The organism is Microbacterium sp. A8/3-1, from assembly GCF_040267695.1.
Lineage (GTDB): Bacteria > Actinomycetota > Actinomycetes > Actinomycetales > Microbacteriaceae > Microbacterium > Microbacterium luteolum.
Map to the genome: position 1 here is coordinate 579,978 of NZ_CP158357.1, position 19,763 is coordinate 599,740.

Here is a 19,763-nt window from a genome sequence, read left to right on the forward strand (position 1 = left end):
CTCTCCCCCTACCGGAGGATGAGTCAGGAGGACGGTTCGACGAGCCCGGTGTCGTAGGCGAGGATCACCGCGTGGACGCGGTCGCGCAGGTTCAGCTTCGCCAGCACCTTTCCGACGTGCGTCTTCACCGTCTGCTCGGCGATGAACAGATCGGCGGCGATCTCGGTGTTCGAACGTCCCTTTCCGATGAGCACGAGCACCTCCCGCTCGCGCTCGGTGAGCTCGGCCAGCGCCGTCGTCGCTCTGGGACTTCGCGGACGTCGTCCGGCGAACTGTTCGATCATGCGTCGCGTGACGCTCGGCGCCAGTAGGGCATCACCGCCGGCCACGACCCGCACCGCATGCACGAGCTCCTCCGGCAGGGCGTCCTTGAGCAGGAACCCGCTGGCCCCGGCCTCCAGCGCGTCGTACACGTAGTCGTCGATGTCGAACGTGGTGAGCATCAGGATCCGCGGCACGTGCGCGGCGGGGTAGTTCGGACCGAGGATGCGCCGGGTGGCCTCGATGCCGTCGAGTTCCGGCATCCGCACGTCCATCAGGATCACGTCGGGGTCGACGCGGGCCGCAAGCGTGACCGCCTCGGCGCCGGTCGCAGCCTGCCCGGTGACGCGGATGCCCTCGTGGGCATCGAGCAGGGCGGCGAATCCCGCGCGGACCATGGCCTGGTCGTCGGCGATGAGCACGCTGATGGTCACGTGGTCTCCTTCTCGATGGTGGGGCCGTCGCCGACGGGGAGCGACGCCTCGACGGTCCACCCTCCGACGCCGTCCGGGCCGGCGGAGAGACTGCCGCCCAGTAGTTCGGACCGCTCCCGCATGCCGCGGAGGCCGTAGCCGGTGCCGTGGTCTTCCGGGCTGCGCGGGGGCGCGGCGTTGTGCACGCGGATGCGGATCGACGCGGCGTCCGCGTGCAGTCGCACGGCGATGCGGGCGCCCGGGGCATGACGCACCGCGTTGCTCAGGGCCTCCTGGATGATGCGGAACGTGGCGATCTGCACGGCGGGGTTCGCAGCGGCGGCGGCGTCTCCGCCTTCGATCACCAGCCCGACCTCGACGCCGGCGCGACGGATGCTGTCCACGAGCGCCGGCACGTCGTCGATGCCCTGCTGCGGAGCGAGTTCGGCGCTCTGGTCCTCGGTGCGGAGCACGCCGAGCATGCGCCGCATCTCGGTGAGAGAGGCGCGGGCCGTCGCCGCGATGTCGTCGAACTCGGCCGACGCGGACTCGCCGATCTCGGGAAGACGGTAGCGCGCGGTCGACGCCTGCACCTGGATCACCGACATGCTGTGAGCCACGACGTCGTGGAGCTCGCGCGCGATGCGCGTGCGCTCCTCGACGAGGGCCCGGCGTGAACCCTCGAGGGCGCTGTGCTCCTTCTCGCGCGTCAGTTCCGCCGACACCCGCAGCCGGCCGGCCACGAGGGCGGCGATCAGGAGCATCGCCGCGGCGATCGACGAGGTCACGATCAGGTCGGCGGTGGCGCTTCCGGCTGATCCGGGCGTCGCGATGATGTCCGGACGCAGGACGGGCGCGGCGAGCGACACGACCACGCCGATGACGAGGGGGAAGACGCCGACCCGTGCGCCGTGGACGAACGTCACCACTCCGACGAACAGGACGAAGGTCAGGAGCGCGGGTACCGACCACGGCCAGGGTGACTGGGTCGCGAGCTCGGGGACGACGAGCAGCGGCAGGATGAAGGCCGCGGCGCTGAACAGCGCGATGGCCCAGCGGGGATGGGGGATCGCGAGGAGCGGCGACGCGCAGAGGGCGGCGCCGAGGATGAACGCCAGCGGGAGAGGCGTGCCGAGGAGAACGGTCTGGATCGGGACGAGGTTCGCGTACAGCACGATCATCGCCGCGCACAGCGCCGCGAACGCCGCCGTCCGCGGATTGATCCGCGGACGGCGCGGGTTGCGCTCTCTGCGACGTGCCATGTCTGTCATCCTGCCAGTCGGGGAACGGTCTCGCGTCGTCGACGGGCGGCTGCGACCCGGTCGATCACGAAGCCGACCACGAGGGCGATGCCGATGCCGAGCCCGGCGCTGAGCAGCGGCTGGTCCTTGATCCAGGCACCCGCGAGCAGGCCGATGGCGAGGCTGAAGATGCTCCAGCTCAGTCCGGCGATGAGGCTCAGGGGGAGGAAGCGCCGCCAGGGGAAGCCGAGTGCGCCGGCGGACATGTTGACTGCGACCCGTCCCACGGGAATGTAGCGGGCGCCGAGGATCAGTACGGCGCTGCGGCGATCCAACGCTGTCTGAGCGTGCGCGAACGCGGCGGCGACCCGTGGACGTCGCATCCACGCGAAGCGGGTCGTCCCGAGCTTCCGGCCGATCGCGAAGGCGATGTTGTCGCCGATCGCGGCTCCGAGGGCGCCGACCGCGCCGAGGAGCAGCAGGTTCCCGTCTCCGGACGACACGGCCACGGCCGCTGCCGCGACCAGCACGGTCTCGCTCGGAACCGGCGGGAAGAAGCCATCGATGATCGTCACGACGAACAGCACGAGGTAGAGCCAGGGTGAGGCGATCGCCTGCATGATGAGCTCGTTGAGGATGTCCACTCCTGCACGGTACGGAGCGCGTGCCAGGGGCGGCATCCCTCTCGGGTATCGTCCCTCTCACTCTCCGGACTGATCTTCCTGACCGTCACTCCCTGCGGTGCCGCTTATACTGGGAGGCTGGCCCATCGGCCGACTCTCTCCCCTTGAACGAACGGACATCCGCTGTGCTTGCCGTGCACGACCTCGAGATCCGCGTTGGCGCGCGCCTGCTCATGGAGAACGTCTCGTTCCGCGTCGCCGACGGCGACAAGATCGGACTCGTCGGTCGCAACGGCGCCGGGAAGACCACGCTGACCAAGGTGCTCGCCGGCGACGTGCTGCCGTCCGACGGCACCGTGACGCGTTCGGGCGAGCTCGGCTACCTCCCGCAGGACCCGCGTTCCGGCAATCCGGAGGATCTCGCGCGGACTCGCATCCTCGACGCCCGCGGCCTCGGCCAGCTGAACCTCGGGATGACCGAGGCGTCGCTCGCCATGGCGTCGGATGATCCTGCTGTCGCCGAGAAGGCGATGAAGCGCTACGCCGCCCTCACCGAGAAGTTCGAGGCCCAGGGTGGTTATGCGGCCGAGGCGCAGGCCGCCTCCATCGCGCACAACCTCTCGCTGCCCGACCGCATCCTCGACCAGCCGCTGTCGACGCTCTCCGGCGGTCAGCGTCGTCGAATCGAACTCGCGCGCATCCTGTTCTCGGACGCGCAGACGATGATCCTCGACGAGCCGACCAACCACCTCGACGCGGACAGCGTCGTCTGGCTGCGCGAGTTCCTCAAGGGGTACAAGGGCGGGCTGATCGTGATCAGTCACGACGTGGAGCTCGTCGGCGAGACCGTGAACCGCGTGTTCTACCTCGACGCCAACCGTCAGGTCATCGACACCTACAACATGAACTGGAAGAACTACCTGCGTCAGCGGGTGGCGGACGAGGAGCGCCGCAAGAAGGAGCGCGCCAACGTCGAGAAGAAGGCGACCACGCTGCAGCTGCAGGCGGCGCGCTTCGGTGCGAAGGCGTCCAAGGCCGCGGCCGCTCACCAGATGGTGGCGCGCGCCGAGAAGATGCTCGCCGGACTCGACGACGTGCGCCAGGAAGACCGCGTCGCGAAGCTGCGGTTCCCGAAGCCCGCGCCCTGCGGCAAGACGCCGCTCATGGCATCCGGTCTGTCGAAGTCGTACGGCTCGCTGGAGATCTTCACCGACGTCGACCTCGCGATCGATCGCGGCTCCAAGGTCGTCATCCTCGGACTCAACGGTGCGGGAAAGACGACGCTCCTGCGGATGCTCGCCGGTGTCGACCAGCCCGACACCGGTCAGCTCGAGCCGGGCCACGGCCTCAAGGTCGGCTACTACGCGCAGGAGCACGAGAACCTCGACGTCAAGCGCTCGGTGCTGGAGAACATGGTCTCCGCGGCTCCGCACATCACCGAGACCGAAGCGCGCAAGGTCCTCGGCTCGTTCCTGTTCACCGGCGACGACGTCCTGAAGCCGGCCGGTGTGCTCTCCGGTGGGGAGAAGACGCGTCTGTCGCTCGCGACGCTCGTCGTGTCGTCCGCGAACCTGCTGCTGCTCGACGAGCCCACGAACAACCTCGATCCCGCGTCGCGCGAGGAGATCCTCGGAGCCCTCGCGCACTACGAGGGCGCGGTCGTGCTCGTGTCGCACGACCCCGGCGCCGTGCAGTCCCTGAACCCGGAGCGGGTGCTGATCCTGCCGGACGGTGTCGAGGACATCTGGAGCCAGGACTACCAGGACCTGATCGAGCTGGCGTAGCCGGCACGCGGGCATGGCATAGTCGAGAGCGTGATGTTCGACGCTCAGGACCGTGAGATGCCCCCTCTGAACGACTGGCTTCGCGGTCGTCACGCGCTGACCGGAGTCGCGCCGGAGTGGGATCTCGACGCACTGCCTGCGGAGCCGACGATCCTCTTCCGTGAATGGATCCTGCGCGCGGATGCCGACGGCGTCCCCGAACCGCACACTGCGACCCTCGCGACCGTCGACACAGCGGGTGTGCCCGATGCGCGGACGCTGATCCTCAAGGGGATCGACGCGGGTGGATGGGCTTTCGCCAGCACGCGCTCCTCACGCAAGGGCGAGCACCTCGCTGCCTCGCCGGCCGCGGCGCTAAACTTCTGGTGGCAGCCGCAGGTGCGCGCGGTTCGGGTGCGCGGTCGCGTGGAAGAGGCGGCGGCCGAGGAGAGCGCGGCCGATCTCGCGGCGCGATCGGCCGCGGCGCAGGCGGGTGTCGCCCCCGGAGATTGGGTTCGCTGGCGCGTGGTCCCTGCGCGGATCGAGTTCTGGCAGGGATCCCGCGACCGCCGCCACACGCGCGTCGTGTACGAGCCCGTCGGCGACGGATGGACGCACTCGATCATCCGGGACTGATCTCGCCGAGAGCGTGGGCGGTGTCGGTGACCGGCAGTAGCGTGAACGGATGAGTCTCGCCCACATCCGCGCGGTCTGCTGGGACTGGAACGGCACCCTGCTCGATGACGCGGAGATCTGCCGACAGGTCATGAACACTGTGATCGTCGAGCACGGGCGTGAGCCGCTGGCCGATCTGGAGGCCTATCGATCCGTCTTCCGGTTCCCGATCCGGGACTTCTACCGCTCCGTGGGCGTCGACGACGATCGCTTCGTCGTCGCCGCGACCGCCTACCTGGAGCGACTGGCACTGCGGGTAGGCGAGGCTCGACTCCATGCGGGCGCGCACACCACCGTCGCCGCCATCCGTGGCCTCGGGATTCGACAGGTTCTCGCATCGGCCACCGTCGCACAGGCGCTCGAGCGCCAGATGGAACCGCATGATCTGGACGGCGCGTTCGAGGCGGTCCTCACGATCGATGACCCGTACCGCGCCTCCAAGCACGATGTCATCCGAAGCTGGCTGACGACGTCAGGACTCGAGCCGGGTGATGTCCTGATCATCGGTGACACCAATCACGACCACGAGATCGCCGAAGACCTCGGAACGGAGTTCCTGCATTTCGAGGCGGGGCACGGGTCGCACGCCGGATCAGCTCGGCGGATCTCCACCCTCGAGGATCTGCCGATGCTGCTGGGAGGCCAATCGCCATCCGCATCGAACATCACAGGAGAGTTCGACGCGCAGGCAGGATGATCAGGTGAGCACTCGACGACAGAAGAGGAGAGAAGCGTGAGCGGATATCAGGTGGTGGAGATCGGGGCTCTCGACGAGTGGCGCGGGCACCACGGCGGCTTCGACGAGACGCGATCGCGAGATGGGCGCCGGGTCGTCGACCACGAGCTGACCATGCAGTACATCGGGATGACGGCGAATGCGCTCGAACCCGGTGAGGAGGCCGGCTACTGGCACGTGCATCGGAAGATCGAAGAGGTCTACGTCTTCCTCGCCGGCCGCGGCCAGATGGGACTCGACGACGACGTCGTCGAGGTGGGCCCGGGAACGGTGATCCGTGTGGGGCAGGGTGTCGCCCGAACCTGGCGAGCCCGCCCGAACAGCGGGGGCGAGCTGCGCTGGCTCTGCCTCCGCGCGGGTGGCGAAGAACTGCCCCACCTTCCCGACGACAGCTCGCGACTGCCCGAGAAGCCGATGCCCTGGATCGACTGACCCATGGATGAGACCCTGACGCCGACGCCATCACGGTCGCCGGATTTCACCGACGACTTCCAGGACGGACTCGATGCGGAGAAGTGGATCGCGCACTACCTTCCGCAGTGGACCGTCCCCGAGCGGTCGGAAGCACGGTACCGGGTCGTCGAGTCTGGTCTCGAGCTCCGGATCGACTCCGACCAGCTCGACTGGCGTGAGGAGGACGCTCCGATGCGCGTGTCGAACCTGCAGACCGCGGTCTTCTCCGGTGCCGTCGGTTCGACGCGAGGGACCCACCGCCATCGTCCCGACGGTCTCGAGGTGCGGACCGCGATGCCGACACGCCTGCTGTTCGCCCCGTCGCGGGGACGCATCGATCTGACCGTCGCTGCAAGCACCGACCAAGGGTGCATGCTCGCGGCCTGGCTCGTCGGAACGGAGCATCTCTCCGAGACCGATTCTGGCGAGATCTGCATCTTCGAGATCGACGCCGACGCCGTATCCACGGTGACGCGAGCGCGGACGGGCATCAAGGCGCACCATGATCCGCGGCTCATCACCGACATGGCCGAGGTGGTGCTCCCGTTCGATGCGAGCGCGCCCCACACCTGGACCGTGATCTGGGGCGATGGCGAGACGACGATCGGCTGTGAAGGGCGCGTGCTCCGGCGCATACCGCAGGCACCGGACTATCCGCTGATGCTGTTGATCGATCTCTTCGAGGTCGGCGCCCCCTCGGGCGCCTATCCCAAGACCGCCGTCATCTCGGAGGTCAGGGCCTGGAGCTGATCGGTCTCAGCGCGCGTCGAGCAGCTCGTCCTCGACGTCGGCGTCCTTGTCGCGGCGACGCGTCTTCCTGGCCGGCGCGGGCGCGTCTTCCTGGTCCTCGCGATGCTTCACGATCTCGGTCCGGATGATGTAGCCGATGAACACGAAGCCCATCAGCGCGAACAGGATCCACTGGATCGCATAGGAGAGGTGCGGGCCGGGGTCGTCGGTGGGGGAGTCGAACCCGCCGAGCGCGGCGTCGGCCGCGGGGTCCTCACTGATGAGCTGACCGTAGGCGCCGGTGATCACGTCGCCCTCGACGAGGTCGGCGATCGTCGGAAGGTTGATCGTCGGAACCTGGCCCTCGGGCGCGCCGCGGCCGGAAGCCGGGACCTGCTCGCTCTGGCGCAGTCGCGCGATCACGGTGACCTCGCCCTTCGGCGGTGCGGACACCGCGTCGGGGGCATCGCCGTCGCCCGGCGGCACCCACCCGCGGTCCACGATGAACACACGACCGTCGGCGTCACGGAAGGGCACCAGCACCTCGAAGGCGCTCGTGCCGCCGTGCGGACGGTTGCGCACCAGCAGCTGCTGATCGGCGAGATACTCGCCCTGCAGCATCACCGGATGCCACTGGTCGCCCGGTTCGAGCGCACCGTCGTCGCCGATGAGGTCGGCCAGGGGCACGGGGTCGGCGTCGTAGTTCTGCTCGATGAGCGCGATCTGCTCGGACCGGGACTCGTTGCGCTCGAACTGCCAGTTCGACAGGAAGGCGCAGGCGATCGCGAATCCGATCGCGACGAGCACATACACGCCCCACCGGGTCATCCTCTTGCTCATGCAGGGACACCGTCCCGCACGGTCACCGGGAAGTCCCGCGCGGCCAGGTAGTCGCGCAAGAACTCGACGTGCTCCTCGCAGGCGAGCCAGACCTTCTCGCGGTCAGCGGCGTGGATGCGGGGATTCCGCCAGATCACACTCCTGGTCGCCGCGCTCCGGCATCCGGCGCGCGAGCATTCGAACTCGGTCACGATCCGTCCTGCCGGCTTTCGCGGATCGTGTACACCGTGGGATCCGTGGGCTCGATGACGGTCGGCTCGGGTCGTGGTGCTTCCAGCTCCTGCACGGGGGACTCCGCGATGGTCTCGGTGCTGTCGCTCCCCGCATTCGCGAACACCACGGCGATGTACGGCAGCACGGCAGCGGCGAACCCGAAGACCCAGGTGTACCAGCCGTACGGCTGGACGAGCACCATCAGGGCGAAGCACGCGATGCGGATCGTCATCGTGAGGGCGTACCGGCGCACACGATGGTCAGCCTCATCCCGCGGGGACTGCGGGAGGGAGGTGACAGCCGGGACCTGACGCGTGTTCTTCACGATGAGTCCAGCCTACGCCGGTGCAGGGCGCGCGGCGTGCGGGATTCGCGCTCAGCTGGAGAACAGGAACGGGAGGGTGAACGCGCCGAAGAAGAGCAGGCTGATGACGGTCGACACGATCGTGAACACCAGGAGCGCCACGACGACGTATCCGGTGATCAGACCGGCGAACGCCATGCCGCGACCGCCGAGCGCGGGGTTGCGCTTGGTCTGGCCGAGCGCCATGTGACCGGTGATCACCGCGACGATCGAGGCCAGCATCGGGACGACGGCCCAGAACAGCACGATCCCGGCGATGCCGCAGACCAGCGAGGTGATGGCAAGACCGCTGGTCGGTCGTGCAGCGGGCATGGGGTAGCCGGGTGTGACGTACGGCGCGTAGCCGGGCTGCTGCGGCGGAAGCTGACCAGGTGCGGCGCCGTACCCCTGCGGGACGGGCGCTGCGCTGTAGACGGGCTGGCTCGGGGCGATCGCGTACCCCGGCTGGGGCGGGGCGGCGGGAGGCGCCGGGTATCCGGCGGGAGGCGGGGGTGCCTGACCGTACGCGGGCGCGGCTCCCGGATACGCCTGCACGGGCTGGGCAGGCGGCAGAGCCGGAGGCGTGGGCGCGGGAGGCGGCGGTGGAACCTGCTCGCCGGCGGGGGAGGGAAGCTGTTGTCGCTCACGCGGAAGCCCTTTCGTCACGTTCAGAGTTCCAGGGTGGCCTGCTCCTGTCAAACGCCACGCCTCAGGTCTGCGGGGCATCCTCGATAGGATCGATCAGGGCTCGGAGGCTCCGAGACCCCGGTTCAGATCAGGAGTGATATCCATGAGTGCTCAGCGCGTCGTCCTCGTCACCGGAGGCAACCGCGGCATCGGCCGCGCGATCGCCGAGCGCTTCGTCCGTGACGGGTATCGCGTCGCCGTCACCGCACGTTCCGGGGAGGGCCCGGAGGGCACGCTCACGGTCCGCGCTGATGTGACGGATGCCGCGGCCCTCGACGCCGCGTTCACCGAGGTGGAGCAGCAGCTCGGTCCGGTCGAGATCGTCGTCGCGAACGCCGGGATCACCAAGGACACGCTGCTCCTGCGCATGAGCGAAGACGACTTCGACAGCGTCGTCGCGACCAACCTCGGCGGCACCTTCCGGGTCGTGAAGCGCGCATCGAAGGGCATGCTCCGCGCCCGCTTCGGACGCGTCATCCTCATCTCCAGCGTCGTGGGACTCTACGGTTCCGCCGGACAGGTGAACTACTCCGCCTCGAAGAGCGCTCTGGTCGGGTTCGCCCGCTCGCTCACCCGGGAACTCGGCGGTCGCGGGATCACCGCGAACGTCGTCGCGCCCGGATTCATCGAGACCGACATGACCGCCGAGCTTCCTGAGGAGACCCAGAAGCAGTACAAGGCGAACATCCCCGCCGGACGTTTCGCGACGCCCGACGAGGTCGCCGGAGTCGTCACCTGGCTCGCCGGCGACGACGCGGGCTACATCTCCGGCGCGGTCATCCCGGTGGACGGCGGATTGGGCATGGGGCACTGACCCCAGCAGGAGCGACGCGAGCTCTCAGCGGGCGATCGCCGCGTTGATCAGCTCGCCGATCTTCTCCGGCACCGAGAACTGCGGCCAGTGTCCGGAGCCGACCTTGACGACCTCCGCGTCATCGATCGCGTGGTACTCGTCGGCGTACGGTCCCCACTGATCGATCATCCCCTCGAACGTCTCCTGATCGAGCCCGCCCATGAGGAGCGTCACAGGTATGCGGTAGCGGGCACTGTCGGTGAGGACGATCTCGTCGGTCGGCACCCGTGCCGGCACGCTGTGCGTCAGGGGAGCGGTGCGCGACCGCGTCTCCTCGTCGAGATCGCTGACGTCCTCGTCGGGGAAGAAGTCCCACCCGGGGAACGGCACGACGCCGTCGACCAGTTCGAACTCGCTGATGCCGTTACCGGAGGGCGGAGGCACGGTGTCGACGAAGATCACGCGGCTCACGCGCTCGGGACGAGCGTCGGCCACGCCCCACGCGACGTTGCCGCCGCCGCTGTGCCCGACCACGACGGCCTCGCCGGGAAGCGAGTCGAGGACGCGCGTCGCATCGTCGACCCAGTCGGCGATCCCGATCTCGGCCGACTCGGAAGCCGGCGCACCGAGGCCTGGCAGAGTGAGCGGATGCACGCGGTGCCCTGCTCTCTCGAGCGTGGGGATCACGTCGTGCCAGCTGGAGGCGTCGAGCCAGAGTCCCGGTATGAGGATGATGTCCATGACCCGACGGTAGTGGGGCTCACCGACATCCGCCACGGCATCCTCAGGGCAGCAGCGCGATGACCTCGGCGAGGTCCTGCGGGCCGATGACCAGGCTCGCCGCCTCGCGCACCGCGGGCTTCGCGTTGAAGGCGAGGCCGAGACCTGCCGCCGCCATCATCTGGAGGTCGTTCGCGCCGTCTCCGATCGCGATTGTCGCGTGGGGCGCGACGCCGATCTCGGCCGCCCACTCGCGCAGGGAGGAGGCCTTCGCCGCGGCGTCCACGATGTCGCCGTCGACGTGGCCGGAGAGGGCTCCGTCGATGACCGAGAGTCGGTTGGCGCGCCAGCGGTCGACCCCGAGGTCGGGGGCGACGCTGTCGAGGATCTCGTGGAACCCGCCGGAGACCACGCCGACGACACCGCCGCGTGCGTGCACGGCGGCCGTGAGCTCTCGCACCCCCGGCGTCGGCTCGATCCGTGCGCGGACGCGGGCGAACGCCGACACGGGCACGCCCTCGAGCGCGGCCACGCGCGACCGCAGGCTCGCGGCGAAGTCGACCTCGCCGCGCATCGCCGCCTCGGTCGCCGCCTGCACCTCGTCGCGGCGGCCCGCCTCGTCGGCGAGCAGCTCGATCACCTCATTGCGGATGAGGGTGGAATCGGCATCGAGGACGACGAGGAATCGCGCGGAGGTCACGGCTTCGAGCCTAGCGACCGCGCGCACCGTCTTCCCGCCGCGTGACCGACTCAGCGTTCGATGAAGACACCCTTGCCGACGACGGTGATCCCCGACTCGGTGACCGTGAAGCCGCGCGCCAGGTCGCGCTCGCGGTCGACTCCGACGGTCGCGCCGTCGGCCAGCACGACATTCTTGTCGAGGATCGCGCGATGCACCCGCGACCCCTGGCCCAGCTGCACATGGTCGAACACCACCGAGTCCGTGATGGTCGAGCCGCCGCCTGCGAGCGTCCACGGCCCGACCACGCTGCGCTCGAGGTGCGTGCCCGAGAGCACGGAGCCGAGTGAGACGATCGAGTCGATGGCGTTGCCGATGCGTCCGACCGAGTCCCGGACGAACTTCGCCGGCGGCGAGTTGACCGCCTGCGAGTGGATCGGCCACTCCATGTTGTAGAGGTTGAAGATCGGAAGCGTCGAGATCAGGTCGCGGTGGGCATCGAAGAACGAGTCGATCGTCCCCACGTCCCGCCAGTACGAGCGGTCGCGCGGCGAGGAGCCGGGGACCTCGTTCTGCTTCATGTCGTAGTAGCCCGCTTCGCCGCGATCGACGAAGTAGGGCACGATGTCGCCGCCCATGTCGTGTCCCGAGGTGGGGGATTCGCCGTCGGCCTCGACGGCGGCGATCAGCGCGTCGGCATCGAAGATGTAGTTGCCCATCGAGGCGAGCACCTCGTGGGGGGAGTCCTCGAGGCCGGCGATGTCGGTCGGCTTCTCCAGGAACTGCTTGATCAGGCCGGTCTCGGCGTCCGCATCGATCACGCCGAACTGCGATGCGAGGGCGAGCGGCTGACGGATGCCGGCGACCGTGGCCTTCGCCCCGGAGGCGATGTGCGCCTCGAGCATCTGACGGAAGTCCATCCGGTAGACGTGGTCGGCGCCGATGACCACGACGATGTCGGGCTTCTCGTCGTTGATGAGGTTCATGCTCTGCAGGATCGCGTCGGCGGAGCCGGAGAACCAGCGCTTCCCGAGCCGCTGCTGCGCCGGCACGGACGCCACGTACGAATCCAGGAGCGCGGACATCCGCCACGTCTGCGAGATGTGCCGGTCGAGGCTGTGCGACTTGTACTGGGTGAGCACGACGACCTGGCGGAGGCCGGAGTTGATGAGATTCGAGATCGCGAAGTCGATCAGTCGATACTGTCCGCCGAAGGGCACGGCGGGTTTGGCACGATCGGCCGTCAGGGGCATGAGGCGCTTGCCCTCGCCACCGGCGAGGATGATCCCGAAGACCTTCTTTGGAGCGGACATGGCTCCACCATAGATGCCACTCCTTTCCGGTTCCTAGCGTCTTTACAAGTGAGTCGCTAGCGTCTATTGCATGCGAGTCGAGATGATCACCAAGGAATACCCGCCGGAGATCTATGGCGGGGCCGGTGTGCACGTCGCCGAGCTCGTCACCGCGCTGCGGAAGAGCATCGATGTGCGCGTCCGCGCGTTCGGCGCACCGCGCGACGAGGAGGGGACTTTCGCCTATCAGGCCCCCGCGGAACTCGCCGGCGCGAACGCGGCGCTCCAGACTCTGGGCACCGACCTCGAGATCGTCTCGGCGATCGCCGACGCTGACGTGGTGCACAGCCACACCTGGTACGCGAACTTCGCCGGACACCTGGCGTCGCAGCTGCACGGGATACCGCACGTGCTCACCGCGCACAGCCTCGAGCCGCTGCGTCCGTGGAAGGCCGAGCAGCTCGGCGGCGGCTACGCGGTGTCCAGCGGGATCGAGAAGCTCGCGTACGAGAACGCCGCGGCGGTGATCGCGGTCAGTGCCGGAATGCGCGCCGACATCCTGCGCAGCTACCCCCATGTCGACCCCGCCAAGGTGCGGGTGATCCACAACGGGATCGATGTCGAGCGCTGGCGTCCGGTGCAGGATGCGGCGTTCCTGGAGTCGATCGGGATGGATCCGACGCGGCCGTCCGTCGTCTTCGTCGGTCGGATCACGCGGCAGAAGGGTCTCCCGTACCTGCTCCAGGCAGCGCGGCTGCTGCCGCCGGAGGTGCAGCTCGTGCTGTGCGCCGGCGCCCCCGACACCCCCGAGATCATGGCGGAGGTGCAGGAAGGCGTCCGTCTGCTGCAGCAGAGCCGCGACGGCGTCATCTGGATCGAGCGGATGCTGCCGCGTGACGAGCTGTCCGCGATCCTGACCGCCGCGACGACGTTCGTCTGCCCGTCGGTCTACGAGCCGCTGGGGATCGTGAACCTCGAGGCGATGGCCTGCGGTGCGGCGGTCGTCGGCACCGCGACCGGCGGCATCCCCGAGGTCGTGGCGGACGGTGTGACGGGTCGCCTCGTGCCCATCGAGCAGCTGCAGGACGGCACGGGCACGCCCGTCGATCCCGAGCGCTACGTCGCCGATCTGGCTGCCGTGCTCACCGAGGTGGCGATGGATCCGGAGCGGGCCCGCGAGTACGGTGCGGCCGGACGCGAGCGCGCGCGGAGCGATTTCAGCTGGGGCGCGATCGCCGACACCACCCGCGCGCTCTACGCGGAGCTCACCCCCTGAGCCGATAGGCTTGGTGCATGCCGAGCGCTCTGGAATTCACCGACGTCGTCGTGCGCCGTGAGGGACGCAACATCATCGATCACGTGACCTGGGACGTCTCAGACGACCAGCGATGGGTGATCCTCGGTCCGAACGGCGCAGGCAAGACCACGCTGCTCCAGCTGGCCGACACGCTGATGCATCCGACCTCTGGCACGGTCACGGTTCTCGGAGAGGCCCTGGGCCGCACCGACGTGTTCGAGGTACGCCCGCGCATCGGATTCGCGTCGTCGGCCATGGCCAAGCGCGTCCCGCGCGACGAGACGGTCCTGAACACCGTCCTGACCGCCGCGTACTCGGTGCTCGGACGCTGGAACGAGAACTACGAGGAGATCGATGAGCGCCGCGCTCTGCGCGTCCTCGGCGACTGGCGCCTCGCGCACCTCGCGGAGCGCACCTTCGGCACCCTGAGCGACGGCGAGCAGAAGCGCGTGCAGATCGCCCGAGCGGTGATGACCGACCCGGAGCTGCTGCTGCTCGACGAGCCGACCGCCTCTCTCGACCTCGGCTCGCGCGAGGAGCTGTTGACGCTTCTCAGCGGCTACGCATCGTCGCCGACGACCCCCGCGATGCTGATGGTCACGCACCACGTGGAGGAGATCCCGGTCGGATTCACCCATGTGATGCTGATCCGCGACGGCGCTGTCGTCGCAGCGGGCCCGATCGCTGACACGCTCACCGCCGAGAACCTCGGCGAGACCTTCGGGATGCCGATCGTGCTGACCAGCGACGAGGGCCGGTATGCGGCCCGCGCAGCCGCCTGAACCTGATTACTGAGCTTCGTCGAAGTACTGATAGAATCGATCCTTGGTGCTCACCGCGCCGCAGACTTCCCTCGTCCCTGGCACAATCCAGGGCAGCAACTAAGGAATCCCATGAAGACTGACATTCACCCCGACTACAAGGCTGTCGTGTTCCGCGACCTCGGTTCGGGCGAGACCTTCCTCACCCGCTCCACGGTGTCGAGCGACAAGACCATCGAGCTGGACGGCGTGGAGTACCCCGTCATCGACGTCGAGATCTCCTCGGCATCGCACCCGTTCTACACGGGTAAGCAGCGCATCATGGACTCGGCCGGTCGCGTCGAGAAGTTCAACCAGCGCTTCAAGGGCTTCGGCGGCTCGTCCAAGTAAGGACCTCTGCCGCGAAAGGCCCCGTGCTCCTCGGAGTGCGGGGCCTTCGTCATGCGTCGGACGTGACCGTCAGATGTCGATCACGATGCGGCCGCCGTCGATCCTGCTCGGCGGATCGCCGGGAGACGGCGCCGGTGCGGTCCGCTGCGTCTGCCGGTCCCGCTCCTGTCCTGCTTCGTGGGCCGAAGGAGACCAGACGGCGTCGAACGCACCGCCCAGCCCGCCGGCCGTGGCGTTCTCGTACTTCTCCTCGACGGGCTTGCGCGAGAACGTGTGCATCATGCCGATGATGAGCAGCAGCGGCCCCATGGCGAGGACCAGCGCCAGTGTCGCCCACGCCATCACATCGGTCACACGACCAGGATAGGCAGGGCGGTGTCACGGCGGCATCCGTCTGCGGGTGGACTTTCTCAGCGGATGTGTCGCCCGTGCGCGAGGTCGATCAGGTGCGTCAGCACGGGTCCCGCGCGGAGTCCGTTGTGCTCGTGCTCGCTCGTGACCCAGAGCTCCACGCCGGGGAGCAGGCGAGCCGTCTCCAGCGAGAACTCCATCGGTACGTAGACGTCGTTCACGTAGACGGCGGCGGCACCGGTCGCCCCGGAGGCGGAGATCGCGTCCGCGTCGTAGATGCTCGGCCAGGCGAACTCGGCGAGTTCGAGCGCGACCTCGCGCCACGGCTGGAACGCGGGGACGGTCTCGGTCCATTCCCGGCGGATGTGCTCGCCCGTGAATAGCGTCGGGTCCTCGCGGAAGTCCGCGGGCTCCGTGCGCTCGGCCGACCAGCGGGTCGCGTCGCCGTCGGCATAGCTCGACTCGTGGAACGCGAAGTACATCGGGTTGCGCCCGCTGTACGGCATCGCATGCATCAGATCGTGGCGGAAGGCGTTGGACCGCGGATCGCGCTCCAGGAGGGACCACACGGTCTGCCAGCCGTCGTTCGTGCCGAGCGCTGACCCCAGCGAGCGGAGGCGCGAGCGGGAGACCACTTCGCCGTCTGGCAGAACGATGTCACCGGCATCCGCGCGGTCGACGAGCCGTCGCATCGCGTCGCGATGCTCGGGGAAACGACGGTAGTAGCGTTCGGATGCGGAGCGCATCTTGTCGTAGCACAGCGCGTAGACGTCGTCCGGGTGGCGGCCCACGGCGCTCAGCCCGCCGGTGATGAAGACCTGGTCCAAAGAGGCGGCGTCGGTCGTCAGGTACGCCAGCGTCGTGAAGCCGCCGAAGGACTGGCCGAGCACGCTCCAGGTCGCCGCTCCGAGGTGCTCGCGGAGGGCCTCGCAGTCGCGGACGATCGCGTCGGCGCGCAGGTGGGTGAGGTGCTCGGCGACCGCGGACGAGCCCTGAGCGAGATCGTCGTCGCCGACGGGAGTGGATCGACCCGTGCCGCGCTGATCCAGCAGCACGACGCGGTAGTGGGCCAGGGCCTCGTCGAGCCAGGGAGGAGAAGCAGGCGAATGGAAGGGGCGCGGCGCCTCGTGACCGGGCCCACCCTGCAGGTAGACGAGGAAGGGCAGGCTCTCGCCGCCTTCACGAGAGACCACGGCCGCATGGATGTCGATCGTGCGGGTATCGGAGGGATCACCCCAGGCGAGGGGGACGGTGAGCGTGTGCTCTTCGATGGTCAGATCCAGGATGCGACGGACAACAGTGCTCACCGGTCGAGCCTATCGTCCGGGCCGCACCGAGGCTCGTGAGATCGCACTACATCACGTTCCCGATGTAGGAGTACTTGACGAAGACCTCCGAGGCGATGCCGGACTCCTCCAGCACGCCCTGCACGGCGGTCATCATGTAGTTCGAGTCCCAGCCCATGTAGAGGAAGTGCGTGTCGTCGAGGGCGTCCCACTGCCCCTTCCATGCCATCTCGTCGTAGATCGGACCGCCGTGGCTCGCACAGTAGGCGAGTGCTGCCGCCGGGGTGTCGGTCCACGCGCGGCGGAAAACGCGGTTGAAGAGGTACTTGACGTCGGGAACCTCCCAGCGCTCTCCGCGGTACTCGACGTAGTCGAACTCGTGCTCCCAGCCGGCCGGCCATCCACGACGGCGGACAGCATCCAGGATCGGGGTCAGGCCGTCGTCATCGATCTCGGGCAGAGCCGGGCGGGCCCAGATCCGCAGGAGGTCGGCGGTGAGCGCGACGGTGCGCTGCGTGATCGCCGCCGTGCCCCAGGAGGCCGTCTCGCCGAGGGTCCGGGTGCCCGGCACCGTGCTCCGGGCGTAGGCCTCGACGCGCTTGAACGGATACGACGCTCCGAAGACGCGCTCGGCCAGCGGCTGCTCGAGCAGGGTGAGGTTCCCCAGGGTGGGCGCGAGAGCACGGTGGCTGTTCTGCTCGTCCTCCGAGTACTCGCTCCACGGGCGCGCCCCGTCGCCCGACCAGGTGTCGCCGGGGACGGAGGGGACGATGTGCTCCACGTCGAATCCCTCGATGTCGTCGACGCCCTCGAGGCGGCCGAGCACGTAGGCCGCGTGCGGGAGCTCGCTGTACTTCAGCACGGCGCTCACGCGCTCGTCCGACGGCGTGATGCGCGCGAAGGCGCGGGCGAGGGCGTCGTGGCCGGCCGTGCGCGCCCGGCACAGGCGGGCGATGAGACGCTCGCCCGGCAGATTCACGAGCGTCCGGCGCAGGTGCATCGTCTGGATCCACTCCAGCGTCTCGATGAACTCCTCGCGACCGATGACGCCGCGGGTGTGGTCGCTGTAGGCGCTCATCACGAGCGGGTACGTCGACCGGCCGAACGTGTTCACGTACCGGAGCTGTCGCGCGATCTCAGGGTCCTGCTCGCGTGAGGGATCGAGCAGGACGCCGTAGATCTCGGCGAAGTGCCGCCAGTTCTCGGCATCCTCCTGCAGATGGGCGACGTCGACGCGGGGGAACGATCGGCGGAACGCGCTGTACACGCCGTGCTCGCCGTTCGCCGCCAGCTCGCGGCCGGTGGTCATCACGAGGTAGTGACGCCAGAACGCGCCGATGGCCTCACCCGTGTGCTGCTCGATCGGCAGCCAGAACCGGTTCTCCACGTCGAGCTGCTCAGCGTGCGTCAGCCCCATGAGGATGTAGTTGTGGATGAGCTCGTGATCGCGCAGCGGCTCGCCGGTGGAATTCAGGCTCTCGAAGATCTGCTGCGCGTTCGCCTGCGCTCCGAGCGTGATCGAGACGTGCTCGAGCTTCTGCAATCCGCTCCAGATGCGCGGGGCTTCGTCGGCGTGGATCTGGCTGCGGAAGAAGGCGTAGTTGTCGTCGAACCGGGATTCTCGATCGACGTCGTCGCGGCGGTCCAGCACCACGGACTCGTACAGGTCGGCCCAGGCGTCGTGCGGCCTCAGCTTGGTGCGGCCGGGGGAGTCCGGGCGCACCAGTACGCGCTCGAGCGCCGCCGCCATGGTCGGATCGTCGTCGCGGACGGCGTGGTGCAGGGCGGCGACCAGCAGCATCAGCGTCGTGATGCGCTGCTGCCCGTCGATGAGGATGAGGTCGGAGCCCGGCTCCTGGCCGTCCTGGGCAGAGAGGATCGACCCGATGAAGTGCCGGTGCGCATCGTCCTCGCCGGCCACCGCACGGATGTCGGAGAGCAGCCGCTCGCAGCCCCCGATGTCCCACCGGTACTGCCGCTGATACACCGGCACCACGATGGTCGTCGTCCCCGTCGCGAGCCACTCGATCGTGTTGACTGCTGTCGCCTCGACGTTGGTCGCGGTGCTCATGCTGGTGTCTCGTCCTCCCGTTGCACAGGGCACCGAGGACTCGCCGGGCGCCCCGCTCAGTCTATTCGGTTATGCACGGCGGACCTCCGGGGAACGCCGCGCGGACGCTGTTAGGCTTGCCTTATCAGGGCCTGTTAAAACGTGCTGGCCCCCGATGAAAGGATCTGACTCAGATCATGGGATACATCAAGTCCGCTGCCCTCGAGGAAAAGGGATTCGTCGTCCTCGACAGCTACAACCAGGAGCTCGACCCCAAGGAATGGCTCGACATCGAGTACAACGACTGGAAGTCGTCCGGCGACACCCGGTTCGCGCCGCTCGCCAGCGCCTTCGGTGACATCGAGTGCAACGGCTTCTGGAACCACAAGCCGCCGCGTACCGACAAGGACGGCGTCTGGATCGACTCGCAGACGGCCAAGGCGCCGAATCTGACGCGTCGCGCGCAGGAGCCGGGCGCCAACGTCGGTCGCTGCCGCGTCATCGAGCTGCAGCCCACGCCCTACGGTGAGTGCCTCTACAACCTGCACCAGGACGACAACAACCGTCTGAACCCGGACGGGACCGGCTGGGTCGTCCGCGGGTTCTTCAACCTCACCGACGACAAGGACAGCTACTTCGTCCTCCGCGAGAACCGCACCGACCCGAGCATCGAGTACCGCATCGCTCTGCCGGCCGGGGCCCAGCTCATCGTCGACACCCAGCGCCTGTGGCATGCCGCCACGCACAACGGCGACGAGCCCCGCTACTGCCTGATCACGTCGTGGACCTCGGGTCCGGAGCTCGACGCCTACATCGAGAAGTACAATGGCACGGACGACGTCCCCAACTACGAGGTCGATCAGGAGACGCTCGAGTTCGGTTACGCCGAGCAGGCCCGCAAGGATGCCGCTCGCGCCGCGTACTACGCCGCCAAGGGCCAGCAGGTCAAGCAGGCGATGAGTGAGGCGTAAGCCCCTTCGTCGAGTCTCGCTGAGCCCCCATCAGGTGGCTCGCTGAGCTGCCCGTCATGGGTCGCTGAGCCTGTCGAAGCGTGAAAGGCCCCGGTCGGAATGACCGGGGCCTTTCTGCGCCGGAACTACATGCTTGTGATTTCGTGCCGACTGGGCGAGAATGGGCCCATAACCGCATATTCTCGCCACTCTCGTG

At 68.5% G+C, this 19,763-nt stretch carries 23 protein-coding genes; 10 read left to right on the forward strand and 13 right to left on the reverse strand.

Annotation, left to right across the window (positions count from 1 at the left end; translation table 11 throughout):
- Positions 1-23: 23 nt before the first annotated feature.
- The 3 genes from ABS642_RS02875 to ABS642_RS02885 are packed head-to-tail and all read right to left on the reverse strand — an operon-like array spanning position 24 to position 2,559.
- Complete coding sequence (locus tag ABS642_RS02875) at positions 24-695, reverse strand: response regulator transcription factor (protein WP_350352184.1); 672 nt, start codon at positions 693-695, stop codon at positions 24-26.
- Positions 692-1,936 carry a sensor histidine kinase gene (locus ABS642_RS02880; RefSeq protein WP_350352185.1) on the reverse strand — a complete coding sequence of 415 codons (1,245 nt, stop codon included), beginning with the start codon at positions 1,934-1,936 and terminating at the stop codon, positions 692-694. The genes ABS642_RS02875 and ABS642_RS02880 overlap by 4 nt, the downstream gene beginning before the upstream one ends.
- 5 nt (positions 1,937-1,941) lie before the next feature.
- Positions 1,942-2,559 carry a VTT domain-containing protein gene (locus ABS642_RS02885; protein WP_282216968.1) on the reverse strand — a complete coding sequence of 206 codons (618 nt, stop codon included), beginning with the start codon at positions 2,557-2,559 and terminating at the stop codon, positions 1,942-1,944.
- A 164-nt stretch (positions 2,560-2,723) separates the two neighbouring features.
- On the opposite strand from ABS642_RS02885, the gene ABS642_RS02890 reads away from it, so the two are divergent.
- Genes ABS642_RS02890 through ABS642_RS02910 form a run of 5 tightly spaced genes read left to right on the forward strand, consistent with a single transcriptional unit; the run spans position 2,724 to position 6,915 of the window.
- Positions 2,724-4,322: an ABC-F family ATP-binding cassette domain-containing protein gene (locus ABS642_RS02890; RefSeq protein WP_350353387.1), complete on the forward strand. Its 1,599-nt coding sequence runs from the start codon at positions 2,724-2,726 to the stop codon at positions 4,320-4,322.
- A 57-nt stretch (positions 4,323-4,379) separates the two neighbouring features.
- Complete coding sequence (locus tag ABS642_RS02895) at positions 4,380-4,937, forward strand: pyridoxamine 5'-phosphate oxidase family protein (protein ID WP_350352186.1); 558 nt, start codon at positions 4,380-4,382, stop codon at positions 4,935-4,937.
- A 49-nt stretch (positions 4,938-4,986) separates the two neighbouring features.
- Positions 4,987-5,673, forward strand: coding sequence for an HAD hydrolase-like protein (locus ABS642_RS02900; RefSeq protein ID WP_350352187.1), 687 nt, complete (start codon positions 4,987-4,989; stop codon positions 5,671-5,673).
- Between the two features lie 36 nt (positions 5,674-5,709).
- Entirely contained in the window at positions 5,710-6,144 is a 435-nt protein-coding gene (locus ABS642_RS02905) for a cupin domain-containing protein (protein ID WP_350352188.1), read from the forward strand.
- 3 nt (positions 6,145-6,147) lie between these two features.
- Positions 6,148-6,915, forward strand: a complete 768-nt coding sequence (locus tag ABS642_RS02910; RefSeq protein ID WP_350352189.1) for a hypothetical protein — start codon at positions 6,148-6,150, stop codon at positions 6,913-6,915.
- 6 nt (positions 6,916-6,921) lie between these two features.
- On the opposite strand, the gene ABS642_RS02915 is transcribed toward ABS642_RS02910, so the two are convergent.
- Genes ABS642_RS02915 through ABS642_RS02930 form a run of 4 tightly spaced genes read right to left on the reverse strand, consistent with a single transcriptional unit; the run spans position 6,922 to position 8,956 of the window.
- Positions 6,922-7,734 (reverse strand): SURF1 family protein, encoded by an 813-nt coding sequence (locus tag ABS642_RS02915; protein ID WP_350352190.1) that lies wholly within the window; start codon positions 7,732-7,734, stop codon positions 6,922-6,924.
- On the reverse strand, positions 7,731-7,925 hold the full coding sequence (locus ABS642_RS02920) for a hypothetical protein (protein WP_282216974.1): 195 nt from the start codon (positions 7,923-7,925) through the stop codon (positions 7,731-7,733). Before ABS642_RS02920 ends, ABS642_RS02915 begins: the two co-directional genes overlap by 4 nt.
- Positions 7,922-8,272: a DUF3099 domain-containing protein gene (locus ABS642_RS02925; protein WP_350352191.1), complete on the reverse strand. Its 351-nt coding sequence runs from the start codon at positions 8,270-8,272 to the stop codon at positions 7,922-7,924. Before ABS642_RS02925 ends, ABS642_RS02920 begins: the two co-directional genes overlap by 4 nt.
- 51 nt (positions 8,273-8,323) lie before the next feature.
- Positions 8,324-8,956, reverse strand: a complete 633-nt coding sequence (locus tag ABS642_RS02930) for a DUF4190 domain-containing protein (protein WP_350352192.1) — start codon at positions 8,954-8,956, stop codon at positions 8,324-8,326.
- A 124-nt stretch (positions 8,957-9,080) separates the two neighbouring features.
- Between ABS642_RS02930 and ABS642_RS02935 the strand changes: the two genes are divergently transcribed.
- Positions 9,081-9,791: a beta-ketoacyl-ACP reductase gene (locus ABS642_RS02935; RefSeq protein WP_045280106.1), complete on the forward strand. Its 711-nt coding sequence runs from the start codon at positions 9,081-9,083 to the stop codon at positions 9,789-9,791.
- A 24-nt stretch (positions 9,792-9,815) separates the two neighbouring features.
- Here ABS642_RS02935 and ABS642_RS02940 read toward each other — a convergent pair whose 3' ends face one another.
- From ABS642_RS02940 to ABS642_RS02950, 3 genes are read right to left on the reverse strand one after another with little or no spacing between them, the layout of a single operon-like run.
- Complete coding sequence (locus tag ABS642_RS02940) at positions 9,816-10,511, reverse strand: alpha/beta hydrolase (protein WP_350352193.1); 696 nt, start codon at positions 10,509-10,511, stop codon at positions 9,816-9,818.
- Between the two features lie 43 nt (positions 10,512-10,554).
- Entirely contained in the window at positions 10,555-11,190 is a 636-nt protein-coding gene (gene serB, locus ABS642_RS02945; RefSeq protein WP_350352194.1) for a phosphoserine phosphatase SerB, read from the reverse strand.
- A 50-nt stretch (positions 11,191-11,240) separates the two neighbouring features.
- A complete protein-coding gene (locus ABS642_RS02950; RefSeq protein ID WP_350352195.1) occupies positions 11,241-12,482 on the reverse strand; it encodes a glucose-1-phosphate adenylyltransferase in 1,242 nt (413 codons plus the stop codon).
- Positions 12,483-12,552: 70 nt separating this feature from the next.
- On the opposite strand from ABS642_RS02950, the gene glgA reads away from it, so the two are divergent.
- The 3 genes from glgA to ABS642_RS02965 all read left to right on the forward strand — a co-directional run bounded on the left by glgA (position 12,553) and on the right by ABS642_RS02965 (position 14,909).
- On the forward strand, positions 12,553-13,737 hold the full coding sequence (gene glgA / locus ABS642_RS02955) for a glycogen synthase (protein WP_350352196.1): 1,185 nt from the start codon (positions 12,553-12,555) through the stop codon (positions 13,735-13,737).
- Positions 13,738-13,754: 17 nt separating this feature from the next.
- A complete protein-coding gene (locus ABS642_RS02960; RefSeq protein WP_350352197.1) occupies positions 13,755-14,540 on the forward strand; it encodes an ABC transporter ATP-binding protein in 786 nt (261 codons plus the stop codon).
- Between the two features lie 111 nt (positions 14,541-14,651).
- Complete coding sequence (locus ABS642_RS02965) at positions 14,652-14,909, forward strand: type B 50S ribosomal protein L31 (RefSeq protein ID WP_282216982.1); 258 nt, start codon at positions 14,652-14,654, stop codon at positions 14,907-14,909.
- Positions 14,910-14,978: 69 nt separating this feature from the next.
- Here the strand turns inward: ABS642_RS02965 and ABS642_RS02970 are convergent, their stop codons facing one another.
- The 3 genes from ABS642_RS02970 to ABS642_RS02980 are packed head-to-tail and all read right to left on the reverse strand — an operon-like array spanning position 14,979 to position 18,617.
- Complete coding sequence (locus ABS642_RS02970) at positions 14,979-15,263, reverse strand: hypothetical protein (RefSeq protein ID WP_282216983.1); 285 nt, start codon at positions 15,261-15,263, stop codon at positions 14,979-14,981.
- Positions 15,264-15,319: 56 nt separating this feature from the next.
- Positions 15,320-16,567: an alpha/beta fold hydrolase gene (locus tag ABS642_RS02975; protein ID WP_350352198.1), complete on the reverse strand. Its 1,248-nt coding sequence runs from the start codon at positions 16,565-16,567 to the stop codon at positions 15,320-15,322.
- A gap of 46 nt (positions 16,568-16,613) precedes the next feature.
- Positions 16,614-18,617: a DUF262 domain-containing protein gene (locus tag ABS642_RS02980; RefSeq protein ID WP_350352199.1), complete on the reverse strand. Its 2,004-nt coding sequence runs from the start codon at positions 18,615-18,617 to the stop codon at positions 16,614-16,616.
- A gap of 176 nt (positions 18,618-18,793) precedes the next feature.
- Between ABS642_RS02980 and ABS642_RS02985 the strand changes: the two genes are divergently transcribed.
- Complete coding sequence (locus ABS642_RS02985; RefSeq protein ID WP_282216986.1) at positions 18,794-19,567, forward strand: hypothetical protein; 774 nt, start codon at positions 18,794-18,796, stop codon at positions 19,565-19,567.
- Positions 19,568-19,763: the final 196 nt, after the last annotated feature.

Excerpts from the sequence above, each read along its gene's own strand:
- ABS642_RS02880 (WP_350352185.1), bottom strand. The coding sequence starts at position 1,936 with ATGGCACGTCGCAGAGAGCGCAACCCGCGCCGTCCGCGGATCAATCCG.
- ABS642_RS02895 (WP_350352186.1), top strand. The coding sequence starts at position 4,380 with ATGCCCCCTCTGAACGACTGGCTTCGCGGTCGTCACGCGCTGACCGGA.
- ABS642_RS02900 (WP_350352187.1), top strand. The coding sequence starts at position 4,987 with ATGAGTCTCGCCCACATCCGCGCGGTCTGCTGGGACTGGAACGGCACC.
- ABS642_RS02910 (WP_350352189.1), top strand. The coding sequence starts at position 6,148 with ATGGATGAGACCCTGACGCCGACGCCATCACGGTCGCCGGATTTCACC.
- ABS642_RS02915 (WP_350352190.1), bottom strand. The coding sequence starts at position 7,734 with ATGAGCAAGAGGATGACCCGGTGGGGCGTGTATGTGCTCGTCGCGATC.
- ABS642_RS02935 (WP_045280106.1), top strand. The coding sequence starts at position 9,081 with ATGAGTGCTCAGCGCGTCGTCCTCGTCACCGGAGGCAACCGCGGCATC.
- ABS642_RS02940 (WP_350352193.1), bottom strand. The coding sequence starts at position 10,511 with ATGGACATCATCCTCATACCGGGACTCTGGCTCGACGCCTCCAGCTGG.
- ABS642_RS02950 (WP_350352195.1), bottom strand. The coding sequence starts at position 12,482 with ATGTCCGCTCCAAAGAAGGTCTTCGGGATCATCCTCGCCGGTGGCGAG.
- glgA (WP_350352196.1), top strand. The coding sequence starts at position 12,553 with ATGCGAGTCGAGATGATCACCAAGGAATACCCGCCGGAGATCTATGGC.
- ABS642_RS02960 (WP_350352197.1), top strand. The coding sequence starts at position 13,755 with ATGCCGAGCGCTCTGGAATTCACCGACGTCGTCGTGCGCCGTGAGGGA.
- ABS642_RS02965 (WP_282216982.1), top strand. The coding sequence starts at position 14,652 with ATGAAGACTGACATTCACCCCGACTACAAGGCTGTCGTGTTCCGCGAC.
- ABS642_RS02980 (WP_350352199.1), bottom strand. The coding sequence starts at position 18,617 with ATGAGCACCGCGACCAACGTCGAGGCGACAGCAGTCAACACGATCGAG.
- ABS642_RS02985 (WP_282216986.1), top strand. The coding sequence starts at position 18,794 with ATGGGATACATCAAGTCCGCTGCCCTCGAGGAAAAGGGATTCGTCGTC.